Source organism: Streptomyces sp. NBC_00878 (genome assembly GCF_026341515.1).
GTDB lineage: Bacteria > Actinomycetota > Actinomycetes > Streptomycetales > Streptomycetaceae > Streptomyces.
The window spans coordinates 4,403,003-4,426,593 of record NZ_JAPEOK010000001.1; the positions used below are offsets into that span (position 1 = coordinate 4,403,003).

16 protein-coding genes are annotated in these 23,591 nt (G+C 70.5%); 7 read left to right on the forward strand and 9 right to left on the reverse strand.

Annotation, left to right across the window (positions count from 1 at the left end; all coding sequences use genetic code 11):
• The first annotated feature begins 20 nt into the window (after window positions 1-20).
• Both OHA11_RS18375 and fxsT read left to right on the forward strand, forming a co-directional pair.
• The gene (locus OHA11_RS18375; protein WP_266497605.1) at window positions 21-983 is read left to right on the forward strand and encodes a MoxR family ATPase; all 963 of its coding nucleotides are present in this window, start codon (window positions 21-23) and stop codon (window positions 981-983) included.
• A 335-nt stretch (window positions 984-1,318) separates the two neighbouring features.
• Window positions 1,319-5,053 (forward strand): FxSxx-COOH system tetratricopeptide repeat protein, encoded by a 3,735-nt coding sequence (gene fxsT, locus OHA11_RS18380; RefSeq protein ID WP_266497606.1) that lies wholly within the window; start codon window positions 1,319-1,321, stop codon window positions 5,051-5,053.
• Window positions 5,054-5,058: 5 nt separating this feature from the next.
• Here the strand turns inward: fxsT and OHA11_RS18385 are convergent, their stop codons facing one another.
• Together OHA11_RS18385 and OHA11_RS18390 are read right to left on the reverse strand one after the other, a co-directional pair.
• On the reverse strand, window positions 5,059-6,843 hold the full coding sequence (locus OHA11_RS18385; protein WP_266497608.1) for an HEXXH motif domain-containing protein: 1,785 nt from the start codon (window positions 6,841-6,843) through the stop codon (window positions 5,059-5,061).
• A gap of 339 nt (window positions 6,844-7,182) precedes the next feature.
• Window positions 7,183-8,706 (reverse strand): MFS transporter, encoded by a 1,524-nt coding sequence (locus tag OHA11_RS18390; RefSeq protein WP_266497609.1) that lies wholly within the window; start codon window positions 8,704-8,706, stop codon window positions 7,183-7,185.
• Between the two features lie 139 nt (window positions 8,707-8,845).
• Between OHA11_RS18390 and OHA11_RS18395 the strand changes: the two genes are divergently transcribed.
• The gene (locus OHA11_RS18395; RefSeq protein ID WP_266497612.1) at window positions 8,846-9,814 is read left to right on the forward strand and encodes a YafY family protein; all 969 of its coding nucleotides are present in this window, start codon (window positions 8,846-8,848) and stop codon (window positions 9,812-9,814) included.
• 922 nt (window positions 9,815-10,736) lie between these two features.
• Here OHA11_RS18395 and OHA11_RS18400 read toward each other — a convergent pair.
• The gene (locus OHA11_RS18400; RefSeq protein WP_266497614.1) at window positions 10,737-11,735 is read right to left on the reverse strand and encodes an RNA polymerase sigma factor RpoD/SigA; all 999 of its coding nucleotides are present in this window, start codon (window positions 11,733-11,735) and stop codon (window positions 10,737-10,739) included.
• 177 nt (window positions 11,736-11,912) lie between these two features.
• Here OHA11_RS18400 and OHA11_RS18405 point away from each other — a divergent pair, with 177 nt between their 5' ends.
• Window positions 11,913-12,431 carry a GNAT family N-acetyltransferase gene (locus OHA11_RS18405; RefSeq protein WP_266497616.1) on the forward strand — a complete coding sequence of 173 codons (519 nt, stop codon included), beginning with the start codon at window positions 11,913-11,915 and terminating at the stop codon, window positions 12,429-12,431.
• A gap of 101 nt (window positions 12,432-12,532) precedes the next feature.
• On the opposite strand, the gene OHA11_RS18410 is transcribed toward OHA11_RS18405, so the two are convergent.
• Window positions 12,533-13,333 (reverse strand): dioxygenase, encoded by an 801-nt coding sequence (locus OHA11_RS18410; protein ID WP_266497617.1) that lies wholly within the window; start codon window positions 13,331-13,333, stop codon window positions 12,533-12,535.
• A gap of 109 nt (window positions 13,334-13,442) precedes the next feature.
• Between OHA11_RS18410 and OHA11_RS18415 the strand changes: the two genes are divergently transcribed.
• Window positions 13,443-13,946: a MarR family winged helix-turn-helix transcriptional regulator gene (locus tag OHA11_RS18415; protein ID WP_266497619.1), complete on the forward strand. Its 504-nt coding sequence runs from the start codon at window positions 13,443-13,445 to the stop codon at window positions 13,944-13,946.
• Window positions 13,947-14,184: 238 nt separating this feature from the next.
• On the opposite strand, the gene OHA11_RS18420 is transcribed toward OHA11_RS18415, so the two are convergent.
• Window positions 14,185-15,720 carry an MFS transporter gene (locus OHA11_RS18420; protein WP_266497620.1) on the reverse strand — a complete coding sequence of 512 codons (1,536 nt, stop codon included), beginning with the start codon at window positions 15,718-15,720 and terminating at the stop codon, window positions 14,185-14,187.
• 253 nt (window positions 15,721-15,973) lie between these two features.
• Complete coding sequence (locus OHA11_RS18425; RefSeq protein WP_266497622.1) at window positions 15,974-16,618, reverse strand: TetR/AcrR family transcriptional regulator; 645 nt, start codon at window positions 16,616-16,618, stop codon at window positions 15,974-15,976.
• Between the two features lie 264 nt (window positions 16,619-16,882).
• Here OHA11_RS18425 and OHA11_RS18430 point away from each other — a divergent pair, with 264 nt between their 5' ends.
• Entirely contained in the window at window positions 16,883-18,181 is a 1,299-nt protein-coding gene (locus OHA11_RS18430; protein WP_266497624.1) for a M6 family metalloprotease domain-containing protein, read from the forward strand.
• 153 nt (window positions 18,182-18,334) lie between these two features.
• The gene (locus tag OHA11_RS18435; protein ID WP_266497627.1) at window positions 18,335-20,005 is read left to right on the forward strand and encodes an IclR family transcriptional regulator C-terminal domain-containing protein; all 1,671 of its coding nucleotides are present in this window, start codon (window positions 18,335-18,337) and stop codon (window positions 20,003-20,005) included.
• A 364-nt stretch (window positions 20,006-20,369) separates the two neighbouring features.
• Here OHA11_RS18435 and OHA11_RS18440 read toward each other — a convergent pair whose 3' ends face one another.
• From OHA11_RS18440 to OHA11_RS18450, 3 genes are all read right to left on the reverse strand, one after another.
• A complete protein-coding gene (locus OHA11_RS18440; RefSeq protein WP_266497630.1) occupies window positions 20,370-21,164 on the reverse strand; it encodes a TetR/AcrR family transcriptional regulator in 795 nt (264 codons plus the stop codon).
• Between the two features lie 112 nt (window positions 21,165-21,276).
• A complete protein-coding gene (locus tag OHA11_RS18445; protein WP_266497633.1) occupies window positions 21,277-22,608 on the reverse strand; it encodes a cytochrome P450 in 1,332 nt (443 codons plus the stop codon).
• A gap of 97 nt (window positions 22,609-22,705) precedes the next feature.
• Window positions 22,706-23,572, reverse strand: coding sequence for a ScbR family autoregulator-binding transcription factor (locus tag OHA11_RS18450; protein WP_323186585.1), 867 nt, complete (start codon window positions 23,570-23,572; stop codon window positions 22,706-22,708).
• Window positions 23,573-23,591: the final 19 nt, after the last annotated feature.

Here is a 23,591-nt window from a genome sequence, read left to right on the forward strand (position 1 = left end):
GACCGGAGGAGACGCCGTTCATGCCGTCGAACAGCGAGTCGTGGGGACTTTACCGGGGCACCGGCAGTCCCGGCACCGGCGCACAGGAGTGGCCGAGGCCACCGGGCTGGCGCGATTTCGGAGGCGGGCCCGATCTGCCGGCGCCGCCCTCCGACGATCCGTACGCCTCGGTCATGCTCGGCGCCGCCGCGCAGCCACTGGAGCCGGTGCCGCAGGAGGTGGACAGGGTCAACACGGCCCTGCATCTGTGCCGCCCGCTGCTCGTCACGGGCGAACCCGGCACCGGCAAGTCCTCCCTCGCGTTCCGCATCAGCCGCGAACTCGGTCTCGGCCGCGTCCTGCGCTGGCAGATCACCAGCCTGAGCACGCTCCGGGAGGGCCTGTACGCCGGTGACGCCCGGCTCGGACCGCTCGGCACCGCCTTCCTGCCCCATCGCAGTCCGCGCGTGCTGCTGATCGACCGGCTGGACCGGGCCGAGATCGCTCTGCCGGAGGATCTGTGCACGGTGCTGTCGGCCGGGGGATTCTCCTTGCCCGGTGCCCCGACCGGCAGTGACTCCGACGCCGCGGTACGGATGGCGACGGAGGACGGTCCGGCGGTCACGGTGCCGCTGAGCGGTGGAGCGGTACGCTGCCACGCCTTCCCTGTCGTGGTCATCACGACTTCGGGCGACAGGGATCTGCCGTTCGACCTCGTGCGCCGCTGCGTCATCCTGCGGACGTCCCGGCCCTCCCCCGGCCTCCTGCGCGCCATCGCGGCCACCCGCTTCCCGGTGGACGGCCCCCGCCGGTTGCCCGCGCCGGATGTGGTGGACGCGTTCCTGGAGTGCGCCGCCCGCGCCGATGGCCCGGTCGTGGAGCGGTTCCTGGACGCTCTCCAACTGGCCGCGGACGGCGTCCTGCGGATCGTGTCGGCCCAGGGACGGAGCCGGCAGGAGGCCGTGAACGTCCTGTGGCAGTGGACCGCTCCGGAGGAACTGTGACCGGGCGCGGGCAGGAGCCGCCGCCTGGCTCGGACCGACGGGCGCCGGATGCGACGACCCGGGCGACAGCCCGGCAGGAGCCGCCGGATGTGGCGGCCCGGGCCGCAGCACTGCAGGAGCCGCCGGATGCGACGGCCCAGGCGACAGCCCGGCAGGAGCCGCCGGGTGCAGCAACCCGGGCCGCAGGACGACGGGGTGCGCAGCGTGCTCCTGCACCGGCCGACCCGCTGCCCTCCCGCGTCCGTTCCTTCCCTCCTGCCGTGCCTCCGGGGCTCGCGGAATCCCTCGTGCGGACCGGTTCGGCGCCAGGGCGCGGATCCGGAGGGGCCTGGGATGTGGCTCTGGTGGCGGACTCCGGGCCGACCATGGGCATATGGCAGGACACGGTGCACGCCTTCGCCGCGGCGCTGCACCGCTCGGGCGCCTTCGGCCGGATCACGACGCACCGGCTGCCGTACGGTCGCGACGCCGACCCATCGACGCTGCCGCGACACGGCGCGGCCCGCAGGCTGACCTTCCTCCTCACCGACGGCGCGGGCCCACGGTGGCGCACCCACGCGGTGGAGCCGCTGCTGCGCCGCTGGGGGCAGGCCGGGCCGGTCGCGCTGATCCATCTGCTACCGCACCCGGTGTGGTCCACGACGGGGCTGCACCACTGGCAGGTGCTGCTGCGCTCGCCCGTCCCGGGGGCGCCGAACCACCGGCTGCGCTGGCGCGCGCGAGGGCTGGGCCCCGACACGAACGGGCTCCCTCCCGGCCACGGTCCGGACGTACCGATCCCCGTGCTCGAACTCGCGCCTCGCTGGCTGGACGCCTGGTCCGGCCTGCTGGGCGGGAGACCGCCTGCATGGCTGCCGTTGACGGTGTTGTTCCCTCGTGCGCGCGTGCCCGCCGGGTCCGGCGAAGGCGAGCCGCCCGAGGACTCGGCGGCGCGGGTGGCGCACTTCCGCTCCGCGGTCACCTGGAACGTCTGCACGCTGGCCACCCTGCTCGCCGTGGTCCCCCTCGACGAACCGCTGATCCGGGAGGTGCAGGGCACGCTGGTGCCGGACAGTTCACTCGCCGACTTCGCACAGCTACTGGTGCACGGCCTTGTCCGGCCGTCGGACGCCCCCGGTGTCGCTTTCGAGTTCGCGGACGGCGTACGCGAGGAGTTACTGGCCGCCGGACGCCGCTCCGATCTGATACGAGTCGTCGAACTGGTGGGGGATCGCTGCGGATCCGACGGGGAACACTTGTGGCGACTGCCCCAGTTGCTGCGCGGAGCCGATGTGCCCGAACTCCCGCCTCTCGACGACGAGTCCAGGCCATGGCTCATGGCGGAGAGCGCCGTGCTCCACGCCCTGTCCGGCCCGTTCCTGAGGCCGGCCGGAGAGGTGGACGCAGCCCTCCAGGCACACCGGGAGCAGGAGCAGCGCGCCAGGCACCAGGGCACCACCGCACCCGCAGCACTCAGCGAGGCCGTCGCCCGGACCCCGGACGACACCGACAGTCCGACGACTCAGACGACTCAGGGGAACAGGAGGCCGGTGATGCCGCAGCAGGCCCCGGCGACCAGGGTGGGCGGCGCACGCGCGAGCAACGCGCCCGCGGTCTGGGGGAACATTCCGCCCAGGAATCCGAACTTCACCGGCCGCGAGGCACTCCTCGACGCACTGCACCGGCGGCTGCTGCGGGACAAGGCGACCGCCGTACTGCCCCACACGCTGCACGGCATGGGCGGAGTCGGCAAGAGCCTGCTGGCGGTCGAGTACCTCTACCGTCGCATGAGCGAATACGACGTGATCTGGTGGATCTCCGCCGAGCGCACCGCGCAGATCACCCTGTCACTGGTGGAACTGGCCCCACGGCTGGGACTGCAGCCCGGCACCGACGCTTCCTCAACCGTCACCATGGTCCTGGAGTCGCTCCGTATCGGAGTCCCCTATGCCAATTGGCTGTTGGTCTTCGACAACGCCGAAAGCCCGGAATCGGTACGCCCGTTCTTCCCCGTCGGCGGCCCCGGCAACATCCTGGTCACCTCCCGGAACCCCCAATGGGCCTCTCTCGCAAGGCCGTTGGAGGTCAACGTCTTCTTACGCGAGGAAAGCCGACAGCTGCTTCAGGTGCGCGGGCCGGAGATCAGCGACGAGGACGCGGACCGGCTCGCGGAGGCGCTCGGCGATCTGCCGCTCGCCATCGAGCAGGCGGCCGCCTGGCACGCCGAGACCGGCATGCCCGTCGACGAGTACCTGCGCCTGCTCGAGGAGAAGCGCGTCGATCTGCTGCGAGGCACGGCGCCTCTCGGCAATCAACACCCGGTGATAGCGGCCTGGAACATCTCCCTGGATCAGCTCGAGGCCAAGAGCCCGGCCGCCTACCAGCTGTTGCAGGTGTGCTCCTTCTGCGCCCCCGAACCGATCGCACGCGGTCTGCTCGCGCGCATGCAGCGTGGCTCCATCGCCCCCGAGCTGGATTCCGCCCTGGAGGATCCGATCCGGCTCGGGCAGGTCATCCGCGAGATCGGCCGCTACTCCCTGGCCCGCTTCGACCACCGCACCGCCTCGCTGCAGATGCACCGGCTGGTGCAGGCCGCACTGCAGTTCCGGATGACCGAGGAGGACCGGGCCGTCATGCGGCGAGGCGCCCATCTGCTGCTGGCCGCGAGCGATCCCAACGACCCCAAGGACGTACTCCGTTGGGAGCGCTACGGCGCCCTCTACCCGCACGTGATCGTCTCGGAGGCGGTGCTGTCCGACGAGACCTGGGTGCGCACCCTGGTGGTGAACGAGGTCATCTACCTGCAGCGCTGGGGCGACTACGAGTCCAGCGTGGACCTCGCCCGCACCGCCTACGAATGCTGGTCGGACCGTCTGGGCGATGAGCACCCGCAGACCCGGCTGGTCGCCCGCTGGGTGGGGGTCCCGCTGTTCAGCATGGGCAGGTACAAGGAGGCGGCCGAGATCAACTCGGCGACGCTGGAGGCCCATTACCGGTCGCTGGGCCCCGACCACCAGGACACCCTCGACGCACTCGGCAACGTCGCGATAGACCACCGGGTGCGTGGTGCCTTCACACAGGCCCTCGAGCTGTCGGAGTCCGTGCACGAGCGGTACGTGCGCCTGATCGGCCCGGAAGATCCGGAGACACTGCGCGCCGCGCACAATCTCGGTGTGAGCCTGCGGCTGGTCGGTGACTTCGCGCGCGCTCTCCAACTGGACCAGCAGACCTGGCACAGCCGCAGTGAGACCTTCGGTCAGGACCACGTCGACTCGCTGCGTACCTGGCTCGGCCTGATCCTCGACATCCGCGGACTGGGCGACTACGCAACGGCGTTGAGGGACCACCACGAGCTCACCGAACGGGCCACGAGCCTGCTGGGCAGCGGCAACCCCCTCACCTTGTCCTGCCTCCAGCACTTCGCCGTCGCCCTGCGCAAAGCCGGCCGGCACGAGGAGGCCGCGGCCACGGCGGAGCAGGTCCACACCGAACTGCTACGCCGCTACGGTGCCCGCAACCCCGCGTCCATGGCCGCCACCCTGGAGTTGGCCAACCACCTGCGGCACCGGGGTGACCTGGAGGAGGCCCTACAGCTGGGCACCGAGATCTGCCGGCGCTACGAGGACACGTACGGCGAGAACCACCCTCATGCCCTGTCGGCAGCAGTAAACCTCGCGATCACCTACCGGATACTGGACGACGCGGCCTCGGCGCAGTACATCGACACCGTGGCGTTGGAGAGGTTCACGGCCGCGCTGGGCGAGAACCACCCCTCGACGCTGATGTGCCGCACCAACCTCGCGAGCGACCACTTCGCTCTCGGCGACGCGGTATTCGCCCTGGAGCTCGGCACCGAGACCCTGCTCCGTTTCCGGGAGGTCTTCGACGACGACCACCCCTCCGCTCTCGCCTGCGCGGCGAATCTGGCGATGGACATGCGCGCCGTGGGACGCACCGAGGAAGCGGAGGCCCTGCACAGGGACACATGCGAACGATTGCGCCGCAGGGCGGGCAGCGCCCACCCGGCAGTCATCCAGGCCATCGACTGGGAGCACCGGGCGGACTGCGACATCGAACCGTTGCCCTTGTGACTGTCCTACCGCGCCAGCCAGTGGGCCAGCGCCACAGGATCCGGAGGAACGGACATCGACTGGCTGACGGCCCGCGCGATTTCGGGACGACTGGTCAGGGCTTCCCCGGCGGCCTGCTCACCGCACTCGGACAGCGCCAACCCGAGCCCCGCCCAAGCCGAGGGCCTGGCACCCGGAGCGGTGAGCTCGTTCGTGTACAGCTTGACCGCGGTCCACGGGTCTCCGTCCACCAGGGCCAGGTCTGCCGCGAAGGCTCCGGGCACCTCGGGAACAGCGTCTTCCGCCCCGCGCAGGGCATCGAACTCGGCGGGGGCGACGAGGCTGAGCCGTGCCAGCACCGTCAGGGTGTCGAGCCGACACGCCTGTGGGTCGGCGCGCAGCTCGGGCTCAGGGCGCCCGCCGGCCTCCGCTCGCCGCCCGACGGACCAGGCGTCGGCCAACTCCTCGGCGTACTCCTGAGGCATCCGCAGGTGGTGGACGCGCCAAGCGGCCTTGTGGTGAACGGTCGCGAGACGAGCGAGGCGCAGTTCGCGCGCCCCTACCGGTTCCTCGTGCCAGGCCGCGGTCTGCTCCCGCAGCGCCTCGACCATCGCGCGGCCCGACGGCGTGAGCGCGGGATGGCCGTGCAAGGTCCCGAGCACGGAAAGGACGGCGCTCCGCCACAGCGCGAACTCGAACCCCGCCAACTCCTCAGTGCCGCGCGTACGCCAGAAGTGGGCGACTCCCGAAAACGCGTACACCCCATGGACCAGCCCCCCGAGCGGTCGCGGATCGTCGCGCCAAGGGGCGTAGAAGAGTTCACCGCATTCATCGAACAGCGGAGCGAGAAAAATGAGGCCGTTCAGCAGCGAGTGCCGGAACTCGTGTATGACGGCGACACCGAGCTGCGCGGGGAGAACCGCCTCGTCCTCGTCCGGCTCGGACAGCAGCACGCATCCGAACGAGTCGCTCGACGAAGCCGTCCGCGCCCGCAGCCGCTCTCCACGGGGCAGCGGGACGACGGACCGCAGACCGGCGGCCAGTGCCCGGGCACTGGCCGGATGGTCGTCCACCAGTACGCGCCACATCCGTCCGAACCAGTGCTGCCAGGAGTCGAACTGCGCTGCGGTGAGCCTCCCGGCCGCAGGCAGCGCCGCCACGGGCGCAAAGGGCCCGAGATCATCGAGCCAAAGAGTGAGCGTCACTCCCGCGCGCTCGGCACTCAGTCTGCGCAGGCCGTCCCAGCCCGGTGCGTCACCGTCCGTCTCCGTCGGCAGTGTGACGGTCGTCCCGCCCGCGACGACCCGGACCACCCCGTCCCGCGCCCAGACATCGGCGGTACCCCAGGGATCCCCGCCGACGGTCGCCCGGCCGAGCCCCGGCAGGTACACACGGCCGTCCCGAACGGGTACGGCGGCACGGAAGTCGGCGCCGGCGACGATGAGCACGGCAGCCGCCAGTTGCCCCAGAAAACCCAACTCCACGCGCAGCGGTGCCTCGCCCGGGGCAGCTTCGATGTCCGGCCGTGCCAGCCGGCGCAGCAGCGTCGCCGCCCACACCCCCACCTGCGGATCGAGGAGCGCCGCACGGAAGGCCACCGGGTCCGCCTGCTCGGCGGCCTCGAGCAACCGCCAGGACCGGACCACCTCAGCATCGTTCTCCGCCGCCTCGATGCCGGCATCCAGGATCATCCGCAGCAACAACAGCCGACGGCTCGTTTCCGCGTCGACCAGGAAGGCCACGGCGTCTTCGTCCTCGGTGACGGAACTCAACGCCCGCAGCACGGGAAGGGAGAGTTCATGTAGGCGCATCGACGCGACGCTTCCTCGTTCACAAGGCGGTGACGTGGGGTGCACGCCGCACAGCGGATCGGGGGGCCGGCCTAACTTCCGTCGCTGCCACCGATGGTGGACAGCGGACGCTCGATACCGTGCCGAAGACGCTCGACCGGCGGCCCCAGCACAGCGCCATCGAGAGCCGCGAGTTCGCCCAACGACAGTCCTGACAGCGCGGGGAGCCAGGATGGCGCCGCCTCCGGCGTCGCCGCTTCACGTGGGGTGGCGTGTTCCCTCGATGACATGACGTCACGGTATACCAGACACAACGCTGTACCCGCCGTCCTTTCCGACGGCGGGTACATGATCGACGTCTCAGACCACGGCAACCGGTTCGTGGTCGAAGTCCGCGACGAGTTCCTCGGTCGCCTCCGCCCCCTCCACCTGCTGAGCCGGCCTCTTCGGCAAGGCGAACATCAGCAGGAAGATGGCCGTCATCACCACGGCGACCCAGACCAGCGCGTGCTGGAAGGCATCGACGTAGGCCGGGCCGATCTCGGGGGCGGGCAGGTGGTCGGACATCGTGCCGAAGAAGACGACGGAGACCAGGGCGAGGCCGAGGGCGTTGCCCATCTGCTGGACCGTGTTGATCAGGCCGGACGCCGAGCCGGAGTGCTCGCGCGGCACCTCGGAGAGGATCGCGTCCGTCAGCGGGGCCACGATCAGGCCCATGCCCACGCCCATGACGACCAGCGGCAGGGCCATCTGCCAGGAGGCGATGGACAGGCCGTACCGCTCGGACTCCCAGATGTAGAGGAGGACACCGGCCGCCATGGTCAGCGCGCCCGCCTGGAGCACCTTCCGCCCGAACCTCGGCACCAGCTTCTGCACCGAGATGCCCGCCGCCACCGACACAGCGATCGAGAAGGGAACGCCCGTCAGGCCCGCCCGCAGCGGCCTCCAGCCGAGGCCGAACTGCATGTAGAGCGTCCAGACCAGGAAGAAGATGCCGAGGCTGACCCCGAAGACCGTCTGTACGGCGATGCCCGCGGCGAAGCTCTTCACCTTGAAGAGGGAGAGCTCGACGAGCGGGGAACCGTCGCGTGCCGTCTTCCTCTTCTCGTACGCCACCAGCGCCGCGAAGACGACGAGGGCGCCGGCCATCGAGACGTACCCCCACGTCGGCCAGTCCAGCTCGCGGCCGCGGATGAGCGGATAGAGCAGCATCAGCAGGCCGAGGGTGACGAGCGCGACGCCGACGAGGTCGAGCTTCAGGGCGTGCGGGGCCTTGGACTCGGTGATGAACTTCCGGCCCAGGACGAGGCCCGCGATGCCGACCGGCAGGTTGATGAGGAAGATCGGCCGCCATTCCAGGCCGAACAGGTTCCACTCGGTGAGCAGCGCGCCGAGGAGCGGGCCCATGACCGCACCCAGGCCGACGACCGCGCCGAACAGCCCGAAGACCTTGCCGCGCTCGTGCGCCGGGAACGTGGCGTGCACGATCGACAGCACCTGCGGCACCATCAGCGCGGCCATGCCTCCCTGGAGGATGCGGGCGGCGACGAGCATGTCCGGGTTCGCCGCGAAACCGCACAGCGCGGACGCGATCGTGAATCCGCCGATGCCGATGAGGAAGAGGCGCTTGCGGCCGTGGATGTCGCCCAGCCGCCCGCCGGTGATCAGACCGGCGGCGAAGGCGAGCGCGTACCCGGCCGTTATCCACTGGATCTGGCCGAAGGACGCGCCGGCCTCCCGCTGGATCGACGGGATCGCGATGTTGACGATCGTGACGTCGACCAGGTCCATGAAGGCCGCGGTCATCACGATGGCGAGGGCGAACCATCGCCGGCGGTCGGCCTCCGGCCGGGGGGACGCGAGAGTGCTGCTGGAAGAGGTCATGTTCCGAAGGTAGGGGGGATATAGGTCAGGTCATGTCCTAGTGGTGGGGCATCCTCGGAGGAACGAGGAACCACGCGAACCACGCGAACCACGAGAACGACGAACCACGCGAACGAGAAGCCACGAGAGGGAGACCCTCATGAGTACCGACACCCCGGCACGGCTCCTTCAGCTCCTCTCGCTCCTCCAGACTCCGCGGGAGTGGCCCGGCGGGGAGCTCTCCGAACGGCTGGGTGTCTCGCGGCGGACCGTGCGGCGGGATGTCGACCGGCTGCGGGAACTGGGCTATCCGGTGCAGGCGACGAAGGGCTCGGACGGCGGGTACCGGCTGGTCGCCGGGAAGGCCATGCCGCCGCTGGTCCTCGACGACGAGGAGGCGGTGGCGATCGCGGTCGGGCTGCGGGCCGGTGCGGGGCACGCCGTCGAGGGGGTCGACGAGGCGTCCGTACGGGCGCTGGCAAAGCTCGAACAGGTCCTGCCGAGCCGTCTCCGCCACCGCGTCTCCACCCTCCAGGCCGCCACCACTCCCCTGACCAGCGGCGACGGCGCCAGCATCGCGCCCGAGACGCTGACCGTGATGGCCTCCACGATCGCGGGGCGGGAGCGGCTGCGGTTCGCGTACCGCGCGAAGGACGGGGCGGAGAGCCGGCGCCGGACCGAGCCGTACCGGCTGGTGTCGACCGATCGGCGCTGGTACCTCGTCGCGTACGACCTCGACCGCGAGGACTGGCGTACGTTCCGTGTCGACCGGGTGGCCGACCCCTTCGCGACCGGGGCCCGTTTCACACCGCGCGAGCTGCCGACGGGGAGTGCGGCCGAGTATCTGCGGCAGTCGATGTACCGGCGGCAGGAGACGTACGAGTTCGAGGTGACGTTCGCGGCGTCCGCGGAGTTCATCGCGGCACGGCTGCCGGGGTGGCTCGGGACGCCCGAGCCGATCGACGACCACAGTTGCCGGCTGCGGAGTTCCGTCGGCGATGCGGTGGAGTGGCTGGCGGTGCGGCTCGCGATGCTGGGCTGCGAGTTCACTGTGCATGAACCGGCTGAACTCGTGGGGTACGTGGGGGAGTTGGGGGGTCGGCTGAGCCGGGCGGTGGTGGGGCGGTAGGGCTGCCGCCCCCAACTGGGATGTGTCGCGCCCCTGGGTATCTCGGGCCTGAGGTAGCTCCAATCCCTGAGGTGTGCCTTTCAGCCCCTCCGGCGTTTGAGGAGCGGGGGTTCGGGGGCTGGCCCCCGAGGCAGGGAAGGGAATGGATAGGGGCGGCGGGGGCGAAAAAACCACCCCGGACGCCCCCGGCGTCACCCCCGTACCGGGCCGCCCCCGGTACACCCCGGCAAGGTTTGCCCTCATGGCACAATGTGCCGCTCGGGTCACCCCGGGGTTCAGGTCCGGGGTGGCCCGGGCACCCGTGCGCGCACAGCCGAACGGATGGAAACGATGGAAACGGATGGAGCCGAGCCCCGGCGCCAGGGGGGGAGGCGCCGGAGCTCGGCTCTGGGAGAGTCCCGCCGCCGGGGGGGTGGGCGTCGGGACTCGGCTCTGTGGGCCCTGGAGTTTTGTGCCCCGGGACCGATGTGTTGAAGCGGCGGTAAACGGACTTCTGTACGACTCGGTTCGAGACCTGACCCGGCCGTGCCGCGAGGCACGATCGACCCCGGCGCGAGGTGCATCAGGGCCGGGGAGGGGCGCCTGCCCCACCTGAACCAGGCCAATCCTTCCGGCGGGAGCGAGTTTCATCCGCCCTGGCCGCCCGGACGGCCGGCCAAGACGAGTCCCACTGCCGGCGTGGGATGTGTCCCGCCCGCTCCCGGCCGACAGTACACACCCATCCCGGCGAAAACGGTCACAACCGCCCGGCGCGCGATACGCGCCCCTGCCGGAGGGACCAGCTCCCGACCGCCCGGCGGAGACCGAAACCGCTCCCCTGCCAGACCGAAAAGCTGCCGCAGAACCACAACCACAACCTGAAGCTGAAGCCGTCGGCGGCCGGACCAACCGGCCGCTCCGGCAAACCAACTCCGACGACCGCTTACGCCGCCGCGTCGAACCCCGTGTCGCGGGCCAGCTTCTTCAGTTCCAGCAGGGCGTGCTTCTCGATCTGGCGGATGCGCTCGCGCGTGAGGCCGTGCTCCTTGCCGACCTCGGTGAGCGTGCGCTCCCGGCCGTCCTCGATGCCGTACCGCATCTTGATGATCGAGGCCGTGCGCTGGTCGAGCCTGCCGATGAGGTCGTCCAGCTCCTCACTGCGCAGCAGTGTGAGCACGGACTGCTCGGGCGAGACGGCCGAGGTGTCCTCCAGCAGGTCGCCGAACTGGGTGTCGCCGTCGTCGTCCACCGACATGTTCAGCGAGACCGGGTCACGGGCCCAGTCCAGCACGTCGACGACGCGCTCCGGCTTCGAGCCCAGCTCCGCGGCGATCTCCGAGGGCTCCGGCTCGCGGCCGTGCTCGCGGTTGAACTCGCGCTGCACGCGGCGGATCCGGCCCAGCTCCTCCACCAGGTGGACGGGGAGCCGGATGGTGCGCGACTGGTCGGCGATGGAACGGGTGATGGCCTGCCGGATCCACCAGGTCGCGTACGTCGAGAACTTGAAGCCCTTGCGGTAGTCGAACTTCTCGACGGCGCGGACCAGGCCCGCGTTCCCCTCCTGGATCAGGTCCAGGAGCGGCAGACCACTGCGCGGGTAGCGGCGGGCCACCGCGACGACCAGGCGGAGGTTCGACCGGATGAAGACATCCTTGGCCCGCTCGGCGTCGGCGATCAGCGCTTCCAGCTCCTCGCGGGAGGCCTTCACCTTCGTGTCGGTGACCTCGCCGTCGAGGATCTGCTGGGCGTACACGCCCGCCTCGATGGTCTGGGACAGGTCGACTTCCTTGGCGGCATCGAGCAGCGGTGTGCGCGCGATCTCGTCGAGATACATGCCGACCAGGTCGCGGTCGGCGATCTCGCCGCCTACGACGCGAACACTGCGTGCCGCGTCGGTCCCGCCTGAGGCGGACTTACGACGGGCGACGGCACGGGTTGCCATGCGTGCTCCCTTGCGATGGTGGGCTTGCGGGTCCTAGTGGAACGGTGGCGGCTAGGACACCCTCCCGGGTGCCCTGCATCCGATGGAAACAACGACTGGAATCCGGACAGAATTCCCAACCTGCTACTCGATTTTTCTGATCTTGCAGTACCCTGTGCGGCCACCGAGGGAGGGCAGATGTCGTCGGAACGTACAGAGGTGCAGGTCAGGCCCGGAGTCGAGGGTGATCTCGACTCCCTCACGGACATCTACAACCACTACATACGTGAGACGCCGATCACCTTCGACACCGCGACCTTCACGCCGGTGGAGCGCCGCCCCTGGCTGCTCTCTCATCCTGAAGACGGCCCGCATCGGCTGATGGTTGCCACGGCCGGAGACTCACAGGAGATTCTCGGGTACGCCACATCCAGCGCGTTCCGGCCGAAGCCCGCGTACGGGACGTCCGTGGAGGTGACGGTCTACGTGGCCCCGGACGCGGGCGGCCGGGGCGTCGGCACGCTGCTCTACAAGGCCCTGTTCGCGGCGCTCGCGGACGAGGACGTGCACCGGGCCTACGCGGGGATCGCGCAGCCCAACGAAGCGTCCGTGCGGCTGCACGAGCGGTTCGGGTTCCGGTACGTCGGCACGTACCGGGAGGTGGGCCGGAAGTTCGGGCGGTACTGGGATGTGGCCTGGTACGAGAAGGAGCTCTGAGAGGAACCCCGAGGGGAACCCTGAGAGGAACTCTGAGGGTTCCACGCGCGGGCCCGCCGACCGACGAGCCCGTCCACCGAGAACTCTTCAGCCGAGACCCGTCAGCCGAACTGCACCGACCTCTTCGCCAGCCCCAGCCAGAAGCCGTCGATCACCGACCGCTGGGCGTCGAGTTCACCGGCGGCGTCCGCCGCGCCCATCGTCACGAACAGCGGAGCGAAGTGTTCGGTGCGCGGGTGGGCCAGTTGCCCCGCCGGGGACTTGTGGAGGAAGTCGAGGAGGCCGTCGACGTCGCCGGAGTCGAGGGCCTTGTGGCCCCACTCGTCGAACTCCGCCGACCAGCCGGGGATCCCGCCCTGCCGCAGGGCCGCGAGGTTGTGGGTGAAGAAGCCGGAGCCGACGATGAGGACGCCCTCGTCGCGCAGGGGAGCCAGCTTGCGGCCGATGTCCATGAGGCGGACCGGGTCGAGCGTGGGCATCGAGATCTGGAGGACCGGGATGTCGGCCGCGGGGAACATCTCCACGAGCGGCACATACGCGCCGTGGTCCAGGCCGCGGTCCGGGATGTCCTGGACCGGCACGCCGGGGGCGCGCAGCAACTTGCGGACGGATTCGGCGAGTTGGGGTGCGCCGGGAGCCTCGTACCGCACCTTGTAGTAATGCTCGGGGAAGCCCCAGAAGTCGTAGACCAGGGGGATGGTCTCGGTGGTGCCGAGGGCGAGCGGGGCCTCCTCCCAGTGCGCGGAGACCATGAGGATCGCCTTGGGGCGCGGCAGGTCGGCGGACCAGGCGGCGAGCTGGCCGGGCCAGACCGGGTCGTCGGCCAGCGGCGGGGCGCCGTGCGAGAGATAGAGAGCGGGCATGCGCTCCGCGACGGCACGTTCCTCGGTGGCGGCGGACATGACGGCGCCTCCCCTCTTACTTGAAGCCTTGCTTGAAGTATCAAGTTCTCTGAAGTCAGGTTACGCCCTATTTGTTTAATATTCAAGGAGGGTCTCGTACAGTAGGTGTATGAACAAGGCATCCGCTGACGAGCCGCGCTGGCTCAGTGACGAGGAAATGCGCACCTGGCGTGCGTACCTTCACGCCACCACCCTTCTTGACGACCATCTCGACCGCCAGCTGCAGCGTGACGCGGGCATGCCGCACATCTACTACGGCCTGCTGGTCAGTCTCGTCGAGGCCCCGGGTCGCCGGCTGCGGATGACCGAACTGGCGAAGAAGTCGAAGATCACCAGGTCCCGGCTCTCGCACGCCATCGCACGGCTGGAGAAGAACGGGTGGGTACGGCGGGAGGACTGCCCCTCGGACAAGCGGGGGCAGTTCGCGGTCCTGACGGACGAGGGGTACGAGGTGCTGATGCGGAGTGCGCCCGGTCATGTGGCCGCCGTGCGTCAGGCCCTCTTCGACCGGCTCACGTCCGATCAGCAGAAGGCTCTGGGCGAGGTCATGCTGCTCATCGCGGAGGGACTCCAGCCGGAGGGGACCGGCGCGGACCTGCCCTGGCTCCGGTAGGGCTCCCCCAGTTGGGATCCCCCGGTTGGGATCCCCGGGTTGGGATCCCCCGGTTGCGATGCCGGCCGGCTTCCGGCTGCGGGCGGCGGCAGGCCAGGCCCGCCCGCCCCGCGACATGGATCTGCCCCGGCTCCACCGCTCGCGGAGCCGGGGCAGATCCCGGTTCGTACGTATGAAGGCGTCCCCACCCCTGCATACGTACGAGGTCAGTGGGTGACCCCATGCGGGCCCGGTCGCGCTAGTGGGCGATGACCGGAACCTTCACGTCGTCCTCGGTGCCTTCGAGGGAGCCTGCTGCCGCGGTGGCGTCGGGGCTTCCGGCGTTGATGAACGTGAAGGCGATCGCCGCGGCCACGACGAGGATGCCGACGGCGAACCAGATCGCGTTGGTGTAGCCGTGCACCTGGGCCTGCAGCTGGACGAGCTGCTGCTGGGGCTGGGTGGTGGCACCGGCGATGTGGTCCTTGACGTACGCGGTGGTGGCCGACGCGGCGATCGTGTTCAGCAGAGCCGTACCGATCGCGCCGCCCACCTGCTGCGAGGTGTTGACCATCGCGGAGGCGACACCGGAGTCACGCGGCTCGACACCCAGCGTGGCCAGGGACATGGCCGGCATGAACGCCGTACCCATGCCGAGGCCGAGCAGCAGCATGGCCGGCAGGAGCAGGGCCGCGTACGAGGAGCCGATCTCCATCTGGGTCAGCAGCAGCATGCCGCCCGCGGCGACCAGGAAGCCCGGGCCCATCAGCAGCCGCGCCGGGAGGCGGTTCATCAGCCGGGCGCCGATCTGCGTGGAGCCCGTGATCATGCCCGCGATCATCGGCAGGAAGGCGAAACCGGTCTTGACCGGCGAGTAGCCCTTCACGACCTGCAGGTAGTAGGTCAGGAAGAGGAACAGGCCGAACATCGCGATGATCGCGAGACCGAGCGAGAGGTAGACACCGCCGCGGTTGCGCTCGGTGATGACGCGCAGGGGCAGCAGCGGGGCCTTGACCTTGGACTCGACGAACACGAAGGCCGCGAGGAGCACCACCGACGCGACGAACAGGCCGATCGTCATGGAGTCGCTCCAGCCCTCGGACTCGGCGCGCGTGAAGCCGTAGACGAGGGAGACCAGACCGAGGGTGGACAGGACGACACCCGGGATGTCGAGCGGCGAGCGGTTGCGGCCGGCCGGCTCACGGATGACGAAGTACGCACCGGCCGCGGCGACGACCGCGAACGGGATGTTCACGAAGAACGTCCAGCGCCAGTCCAGGTACTCGGTGAGGAAGCCGCCGAGGATCAGGCCGACGGCGCCACCACCACCGGCGATCGCACCGTAGATGCCGAACGCCTTGGCGCGCTCCTTGGAGTCGGTGAACATCACCGCGAGCAGCGAGAGCGCGGCGGGCGCGAGCAGTGCGCCGAAAGCACCCTGGAGGGCACGGGAGCCGAGCAGCATCGCCTCGTTGGTCGCGGCACCGCCGAGGGCGGAGGCGCCGGCGAAGCCTATGAGGCCGGTGACGAAGGTGCGCTTGCGGCCCCAGATGTCGGCGATCCGGCCGCCGAAGAGGAGGAGTCCGCCGAAGGCGAGGGCGTAGGCCGTGATGACCCACTGCCGGTTGCCGTCGGAAATACCCAGGTCCTGCTGGGCCGAGGGCAGCGCGATGTTCACGATGGTCGCGTCGAGCACGACCATCAGCTGGGCGAGCGCGATGAAGGTCAGCGCTTTCCAGCGGTTGGAATCGGGGGCCTGCGCCTTGGCGGCGGCGGCCTGGGCTGTTTCAGACATGGAGGTACCCACTTCGGGACTTCGAATCGAAAAAGGCAGTAGGGGAGCACGGCACGTCGTTGGTGACGGCCGGGTGGTTCAGGGCGTAAGTGGGGTTACGCGAGCGCGGGTTGGGTCATCGCTGGTCGCGGGTTGGGTTGTCGCCAATCGCGGGTTGCGTTGTTGCTGATCGCGGGTTCGGTTGTCGCCGGTAGTGACTGCCGCGAGCGGCGGAAGTCATCGGTCTGGTTCGGTCTGGTTCGCTCTGGTTCGGTCAGGGTCGTCGCAGGTCCTCCATGGTCGCGCTCGTGCCCGGCAGTTCGGATCGCGCCGGGGCCCGCAGACCGTCCAGGAACAGCTGCAGGTGACGGTGGACGAAGGGGTCGAAGCACAGGGAATCGGTGCCTGCCAGGGGCCTGCTGAGCTGGGACACCGCGATCATGATGTCGCCGACCCCCACGTCGGGGCGGAGCTGGCCGGCAACGCGGGCACGCTCCATGAGCCGCTCGGTCAGCCCCTCGATCCGCTCCCGCGCGGACTCCAGATCCGGGTGATGCCGGTCGAAGGCGCTGGAGATCATCGGGCACAGGGCCGTGACCCGTTCGTCGGCGCAGGCGTGCACGAAGCGGGACAGCGCCTCGAAGGCGTCGCCCGTCTCGGCGAGCGCCAGTTCCGCCGCCTCCGACGTACGGTTCATGACCGAGCAGACGACCTCCCGCACCAGTGCGTCCCGGTCCGGGAAATTCCGGTACACCGTGGCATTGCCGACGCCCGCCCGGCGGGCGATCTCGTCGAGCGGCACCTCGGGGCCGAGCTCCACGAACATCTCGCGGGCGGCGGTGACGATCCGCTCCCGGTTGCGCAGGGCGTCGGCGCGCGGCCGGGTCACCTTGTGCTGTACGGGGACTGCGGTCTCCACGGCGTACTCCTTGAGCCAGTGAGTGCGATCCGGGGATCGTTTCCCCGTTTCGCTCGGACACCTGGCTAAACGGGGAAACGATCCCCGGTTATTTCCCAACCCCGGAGAGATTCACTGTGACCCGCGTCACACCCCTCTGAGGTCTCCGCGAGCAAGAAACCCACGATCGGTCTCCTCCAGCGCGCGCCCGCGCATCCGGCGGCACAGGGTGATCGAACAGGGTGCAGCCAGAAACGGCGGCTGCCTGGAGCGAAAGGCCCCTGCATGCAGCCGACCAGCCGTCGGATAGCCTCGCGCCGCCGCGCCGCAGCCATCGCCTCGGTCGCCGTCCTCACCCTGGCGGTCAGCACGTCGGCCGGGACCGGGCATCTGACGACCGGTTCCACCACGGCTGCGGGATCCATCGCGCCGGCGCGCTCCTCCCCGCTCGGCCCCTGCATGATCAGCGGCGCGCTGGGCGTGCAGATGTCGGAGGGCATCCCCACTTCCGCCGGCTACTCGCGCTCCACCGGCACCGTCCGTGCCCTGACCCTGATGGTCGACTTCTCCGACGCGCCCGGCGAGGGCGGCGCGCTCGACCGCTACGGCGAGTTCTTCCCGCAGACCACCAACTGGTTCCGCACCAGTTCGTACGGCCGTCTCGACTACCGCCCCGAGACCCCGATACCCGGCTGGCTGCGGATGCCCAAGTCCTTCGAGGAGTACGGGATAGAGCGCGGGGCGCCCTTCGACCCCGGCTATCGCGAACTGGTCCAGGACATCGTGTCCACGGCCGACCCGAAGGTGGATTTCCGGAAGTACGACCTGCTGAACGTCCTGATCACCCCGAACGCCGGCCCCTCCGCCCTGGACACCGTCCTGTCGGTGACCTTCGCGGGCAACACGGACGCGCCGGTCGCGGACGGGGTGCCCGTCGCCAACGCGTCCTTCGTCTACAGCCGCCAGGACGACGGCTCCGGCTCGTACGGCGAGACCGGCTACCGCGTACTCCCTCACGAGAACAGCCATGTCTTCGGGCTGCCCGACCTCTACACCCAGGACGGGGGCGCCGCGGCCGGGCACTGGGACATCATGAGCGAGGACTGGGGGGCCGACAACGACCTGCTGGGCTGGCACAAGTGGAAGCTCGGCTGGCTCGACAACTCCCAGGTCGACTGCGCGGCCGAGCCCGGCACCACCGAGCACGTCCTGACCCCGCTGGCCGAGCCGGGCACCGGCGGCAAGCTGGTCTTCGTACCGATCGACTCCAAGACGGGGTACGGGATCGAGTTGCGCACCCAGGCCGGCAACGACGAAGCGATCTGCAAGACCGGCGTGCTCATCTACAAGGTCGACGCGACCGTCGACACCGGCGGGGGCCCGATCACGGTCATCGACTCCACCGAGGACAGCGGCGGCTGCACCCGCAGCCCGAACGTCCACGCCGAACTCTCCGACGCGACCTTCTCCCCCGGCCAGTACTTCAAGGACCTCAGAACCGGCATCCGCATCACAGTCGCGGGCATCGACTCCACGGGCAACCACCAGGTGTACGTGACCCGAGACCGTCAGGCGGCATCGTAGGGCGCGGGCCGTCAACCGGGGCGCCCCTTCAGGGGCGCGGGGAACTGCGGGACCAGCCCCCACCAGCCCCCACCGGCCCGCACGTTCAATGCGGCCTTCCCGCGGAGCGACCCGAAGTCACTACCGTGGTTCGCACACCGTAATGGGGAGCCCATGCCACCGACCCACCTGACACCCGCCAGGCCCGACGCAGTCGTACCCGCCCCCGTCGAGGCGGTCGCCCCGCTGATGCGGGGCATCACCGTGCTGCACCGGCTCACCGAGGCGGGCGGGACGTCGAGCCTCAGCGGCCTGGAGAAGACCACGGGGCTCGCCAGGTCCACGGTGGACCGGATCGCGGCGACGCTGGCCCGCATGGGATACGTACGTCTCGACGGACGGGACGCCGTGCTCACACCGCGGCTGATGGAGCTGGGCAACGCCTACCTGGCCGCGCTGCGGCTGCCCCGGCTGCTGGACGGGCGGGCCGACGCGCTGGCCGACGAACTGGACGAGTCGGTGTCGCTGGCGGTCGGCGACCGGGACGGCATCCGCTTCATCCACCAGGCGACCCGGCGGCGCGCGATGTCGCTGAGCTTCCGCATCGGCGATCTGCTCCCGGCCGAACGGACCGCGCCGGGCCCGCTGTTCGCCGCGCAGTGGACTCAGGAGGACTGGGCGCACTGGCGCGCACGGCGGGCCGCCGATCCGCAGGACCTCGGTTTTCCGGCCGTGCCGCCGCGTGAACACCCCACCGGGGACGAGGAGTTCGCCGAGCGGACGCGGGAGGCGGCGGCCCGCGGCTGGGCTCTCGACGACCAGTTGATCGAGCCGGGCCTGGTCGCGGTCTCCGTCCCCGTACGGGATCGCGGTGGGCGTACCGCCTGTGTGGTGAGCGTGGTGAGCCACACCAGCCGGCACACCGCTGACTCCCTGCGGGACACCTTGCTGCCCCGCCTACGGGCGGCCGTGCGCGCCATGGAACGGGATCTGCGGGAGGCCCCCGCCCAGCCGCCCGCCGCGCCCGCCGGGCTCGCCACCTGGACCGGGGCGTCGAAGCAGGAACTGGGCCGGGAGTTCATCGAGTCGCTGGCCCGCGGGCTGACCGTGATCACGGCGTTCGGCGAGGGCCGGGCCGAGCTGACGCTCACCGAGGTCGCGCAGGCCACCGGCCTCGCACGGGCGACGGCCCGACGGGCGCTGATCACCCTGGAGCACCTGGGCCAAGTGACCGCCCACGGACGGACCTTCGCACTGACGCCGCGCGTCCTGGCCCTCGGCTTCCCGCCGCTCTCCCGTACGACGCTGCCGCGGATCGCGGCCCCGCATCTCGCCGAACTCGCGGACCGGCTGCACGACTCGGCGTCCCTGGCGGTCCTCGCGGGCGACGAGATCCAGTACACGGCCCGCGTCGCCACCAGCCGCATCATGAGCGCCAACATCACGGTCGGCACGCGCTTCCCCGCCTACGCGACCTCGCTGGGCCGGGTGATGCTCGCCGACATCGCCGCGACCGAGCGGGGCCCGTTCCTGAGCAGCCCGCACGCGCTGACTCCGCAAACGGTCACGGACCCGGTTGCGCTGGAGGCCACCCTCGATCACGTACGGGAGGCCGGATACGCCCTGGTGGACGGGGAGTTGGAGGAGGGATTGCGGTCGATCGCGGTTCCGGTGCGCGATCGTACGGGGCGGGTGGTGGCGGCCGTGAACGTGGCGATGCACAGTTCGCGGCGGACGGTCGAGCAGTGTGTGGATGAGGTGCTGCCGGAACTGGCCGCGACAGCCGGGCGGATCGAGGGGGATCTTCGGGTGGCGGGGCGGTTCGCTCGGGTGCCGGTCGCCTAGCCGGCGGGGCGACAACGACGCGGCGCGGGGCGGGTACGAGTCCGGCGTGAACCGTTCTCGTACCCGCCCCGCGGTGGGCGCTTCGCGCGATGGGTTGTGGGGAGCGTGCGGGTGCGTGGGGGCTGGTCGCTCCCCCACTCTCGGCTTCTCCCCCACTCTCGGCTTCGCTCGAGCGGGGGGACCCCCATGAGCGGGGGACCCCCATCGCGGCGGAGCCGCATATCGATACAGCCCCGCGCCCCTGAAGGGGCGCTGTCCGCCTGCGAGTTGCCTCAGCGAGCTCAGCTGGTGCGGCCTCGGTCTCCGTGTCCCCGGCAGGCGCCGTTTCGCCGAGCGAGCAGCCGGCGCCAGCGCGGCAGCGTTGTCACGCTCCCGAGCGGGCCGTGACGCGGAACTGCGGGGGTACGGCATTGGCCCCCGCCACCCCGTCCCGGCGACCCGAAGCCACCAGCCCCTTCAGCGCCACCTCCGTGGCGAGCCGGGGAAGCAGCAGCGCCCAGAAGCGGGTCAGCATGGACTGCGACAGCCACTGCGCGTTCCGGCTGCCCAGGGCTCCGAAGCCCACGGTGGCCGCGACCACGGCATGGGCCGCGTCCTGCGGTGAGACGTCACGCGCCAACGCGCCCTCCCGGGCCGCCTCGGCCAGCACACACTCCACCCAGGCCTGCCACCGCCGCCGCAGATCCGCGCCGGCCGCCACGGGCACCGAGCTCTCGCCCAGGTCGAACCCGGCCCGCAGGATCACGTCGTGCCGCAGCCCCCGCAGCAACGCGTGCGTGGTGTCGACCAGCACCTGCAAGGACCCGCCGGAACCGACAGCCCCGGCCGCCCCGGCCGCCCCGACCGACCCTGTCGACCCGACCGCCCCTGCGGTCCCGGCGGTCCCGGCGGCCCCAGCGGTCGCAGCCGTCCCGTTGGCGTCACTCCTCGTCCGGCCTTCCGCCGTGATCCGCCGGAGTCGCTGTGCCGCCGCTTCCCACACACCCGAGGCAAGTGCCGCCTTGCTGGCGAAGTGGAAGTGCAAAGCGCCGTTGCTGACTCCGGCCCGCGCACTGATCGTGGACAGGGAAACGACGTCGAAACCGTCCTTGCAGAAGAGCTCGGCCGCCGACTTGATCAACGCGTTGCGCGTACGTACCGCGCGTTCCTGCTGGGCCATCAGAGCGCTCCGTTGCTGCGAGGGGCGTGCCAGAGAGGCACTTTCACGATAACAAACCGCACGTGCGGTTTCTATTGTCGTGCCACAGTCGTTGCTATTGCTTTTGCTCCTGCTATGTGCGGAGCACGGGCAGCGACCCGTAGCCGTTGACGATGAAGGACTCCACCGGCTCGATCCCGTCCGCCGGTGCCGCCAGGGACAGCCCGGGAAAGCGCTCGAAGAGCCCCGCCAGCGCCACGCTCGCCTCGATCCGCGCGAGCGGCGCCCCGATGCACCGGTGCACCCCGTACCCGAAGGCCAGGTCCTCACGGCGGCCCGCCCGCAGCAGGTCGAAGACGGCGACATCCTCCCCGTACGCCTCCGGATCCCCGGACGCGGCCGCGAAGGAGACAAGGATCGGGTCGCCCTTCCGGATCAGCACGCCACCGGACTCACCGCCGGACGCGCCTCCGGACTCACCGCGGGGCGCGCCACCGGACTCGCCATCAGACTCATCGGCGGCCGAGTCAGCGGGCGACTCGGCGTCCCCCAGCGTGATGTCCTCCACCGCGAACCGCATCGGCGAGTACGCCGCCGGGCTGTGTACCCGCAGCGTCTCGTCGACCGCGTCCATCCAGGTGGCCCGGCCGGCGCGGATGTGCGCGAGCTGTTCCGGGTGGGCGAGCAGGGCTCCGACGGCGTTGGTGATGAGGGTGCAGGTCGTCTCCTGGCCCGCGGCGATCATGAGGTACAGGGTGCCGAGGAGTTCCTGCTCGGTGAGCCCGCCGTCCCCGTCCTGGTCGCGGGCCTCGATCAGCGCGGACGTCAGGTCGCCGCCGGGTTCGGCCCGCTTCTCGGCGACCACTTGGGCCAGCATGCCGAAGACCTCGACCTGCGCGGCGGCCATCCGCTCGGCCGACACGGCCGTGCCGAACACCAACTCCAGCGCGGCACACAGGGGTTCGCGTGCTTCCTCCGCCACGCCGAACAGTTCGCAGATCACCCGCATCGGCAGCAGCTTGGCGAACCCGGCCCGCAGATCGACCCGTTCACCGGCGGGAACGGCGGCCAGGTCGTCCAGCAGCCCGGCAGTGATCTCCTCGACCCTCGGCCGCAGGGCCTCGCTCCGGCGCGCGGTGAACGCGCGCGCGACCAGCCGCCGCAGCCGGGAGTGGCGATCCCCGTAGGCGAACAGCATGTTCTCGTTGGCGACCCACGGGTAGAGCGGCCACTCGTCGCCTATCCTCCCCTCGATGAAGGCGGGCCAGTGCTGCCTGGCGTCCTTCGACACCCGTGGATCCAGCAGGAGTTGCTTGACGTACTTCTGCCGTACGGCCGCCCAGGCGACCACGCCGCCCGGCAGTTCCACCTCGGCCACCGGCCCTCGCGACCGCAGCTTCTCGGCCTCCGAGGCGAGATCCCGCCCGGTCACGTCCAGCGCGTACGGGCAAGCAGGCATGTCCATGCGTGCACTCCGTTCGGTGTTCGGTTGGTCGTCGCACGCCCCCGCGGTGAGGGCGCTTCAGGGACCTTCAGGGACCTTCAGGGACCTTCGGGGCGCTTCACTGAGCGGCGGTCGCGACCTCGGCGGGCGCCTCGGCCCCGACTGAGGCTCCGGCCCCGACTGAGGCTCCGGCGCCGGCGCCGGCTGAGGCCGCGACCCCGGTCCCGGTCTCAGTCCGCGAGCCGGTCGCGATGCCCGTCCGCGGACCGGCCTCGCTCTCGCTCCCGGCCTGGGCCTCGGCGTCCGCCTCCGCTTCAGCCTCCGCCTCGCGCAGTTCCATGGCCTCCCGGTGGATCCGAGCCGCCCGCTCCGGCGTGAAATCCAGCCGTACGAGCACGCCCGGCACCGCGATCGACGGCATCAGGTGCCGGTAGAGGTCGGCCACCCGCTCCGCCAGATCCGCGCGGCCCGTCATGATCCGCGACAGCACCTGTACGCCGGTGAAGGCGCCGACGAACAGCTTCGCGAGCGAGGCCACATCTGCGTGCGGCAGGACCTCGCCCTTCGCCTTGGCCTCCTGGAAGAGAGCCTGGGTGTGGTCCTGCCAGGCCTGCATCGGCACCCGCCGGTTCAGGTGATCCTTGGGCGACCCCTGGTCGACGGTCAGCCGCACACTGCCCTGGACGATCGGATCACCGGTGTCGGACTTGAGCAGATACGCGAGCAGCAGCGCCTCGTCCAGCGACTGCTGGAGCTTCAACTCCTGTTCGGGCACCCGTGGCAGGGACTCGACCTGCGCCGCGAGGACCGCCTGGGCGAGCTCCTCCTTCGACGTGAAGTGGAAGTAGAGGGCGCCCTTGGTCATGCCCGATTTCTTGAGGACGTCCGAGATGGTCGCCGCTTCGTATCCGACCTCGTCGAACACCTCGGCCGCCGCGACGAGAAGCGTCCGCCGCGTCCGAATGGCCCGCTCTTGCCGCGCCACGAAGAACCTCCGTACCATC

Excerpts from the sequence above, each read along its gene's own strand:
- OHA11_RS18375 (WP_266497605.1), top strand. The coding sequence starts at position 21 with ATGCCGTCGAACAGCGAGTCGTGGGGACTTTACCGGGGCACCGGCAGT.
- OHA11_RS18385 (WP_266497608.1), bottom strand. The coding sequence starts at position 6,843 with ATGCGCCTACATGAACTCTCCCTTCCCGTGCTGCGGGCGTTGAGTTCC.
- OHA11_RS18390 (WP_266497609.1), bottom strand. The coding sequence starts at position 8,706 with ATGACCTCTTCCAGCAGCACTCTCGCGTCCCCCCGGCCGGAGGCCGAC.
- OHA11_RS18395 (WP_266497612.1), top strand. The coding sequence starts at position 8,846 with ATGAGTACCGACACCCCGGCACGGCTCCTTCAGCTCCTCTCGCTCCTC.
- OHA11_RS18400 (WP_266497614.1), bottom strand. The coding sequence starts at position 11,735 with ATGGCAACCCGTGCCGTCGCCCGTCGTAAGTCCGCCTCAGGCGGGACC.
- OHA11_RS18405 (WP_266497616.1), top strand. The coding sequence starts at position 11,913 with ATGTCGTCGGAACGTACAGAGGTGCAGGTCAGGCCCGGAGTCGAGGGT.
- OHA11_RS18410 (WP_266497617.1), bottom strand. The coding sequence starts at position 13,333 with ATGTCCGCCGCCACCGAGGAACGTGCCGTCGCGGAGCGCATGCCCGCT.
- OHA11_RS18415 (WP_266497619.1), top strand. The coding sequence starts at position 13,443 with ATGAACAAGGCATCCGCTGACGAGCCGCGCTGGCTCAGTGACGAGGAA.
- OHA11_RS18420 (WP_266497620.1), bottom strand. The coding sequence starts at position 15,720 with ATGTCTGAAACAGCCCAGGCCGCCGCCGCCAAGGCGCAGGCCCCCGAT.
- OHA11_RS18430 (WP_266497624.1), top strand. The coding sequence starts at position 16,883 with ATGCAGCCGACCAGCCGTCGGATAGCCTCGCGCCGCCGCGCCGCAGCC.
- OHA11_RS18435 (WP_266497627.1), top strand. The coding sequence starts at position 18,335 with ATGCCACCGACCCACCTGACACCCGCCAGGCCCGACGCAGTCGTACCC.
- OHA11_RS18440 (WP_266497630.1), bottom strand. The coding sequence starts at position 21,164 with ATGGCCCAGCAGGAACGCGCGGTACGTACGCGCAACGCGTTGATCAAG.
- OHA11_RS18445 (WP_266497633.1), bottom strand. The coding sequence starts at position 22,608 with ATGGACATGCCTGCTTGCCCGTACGCGCTGGACGTGACCGGGCGGGAT.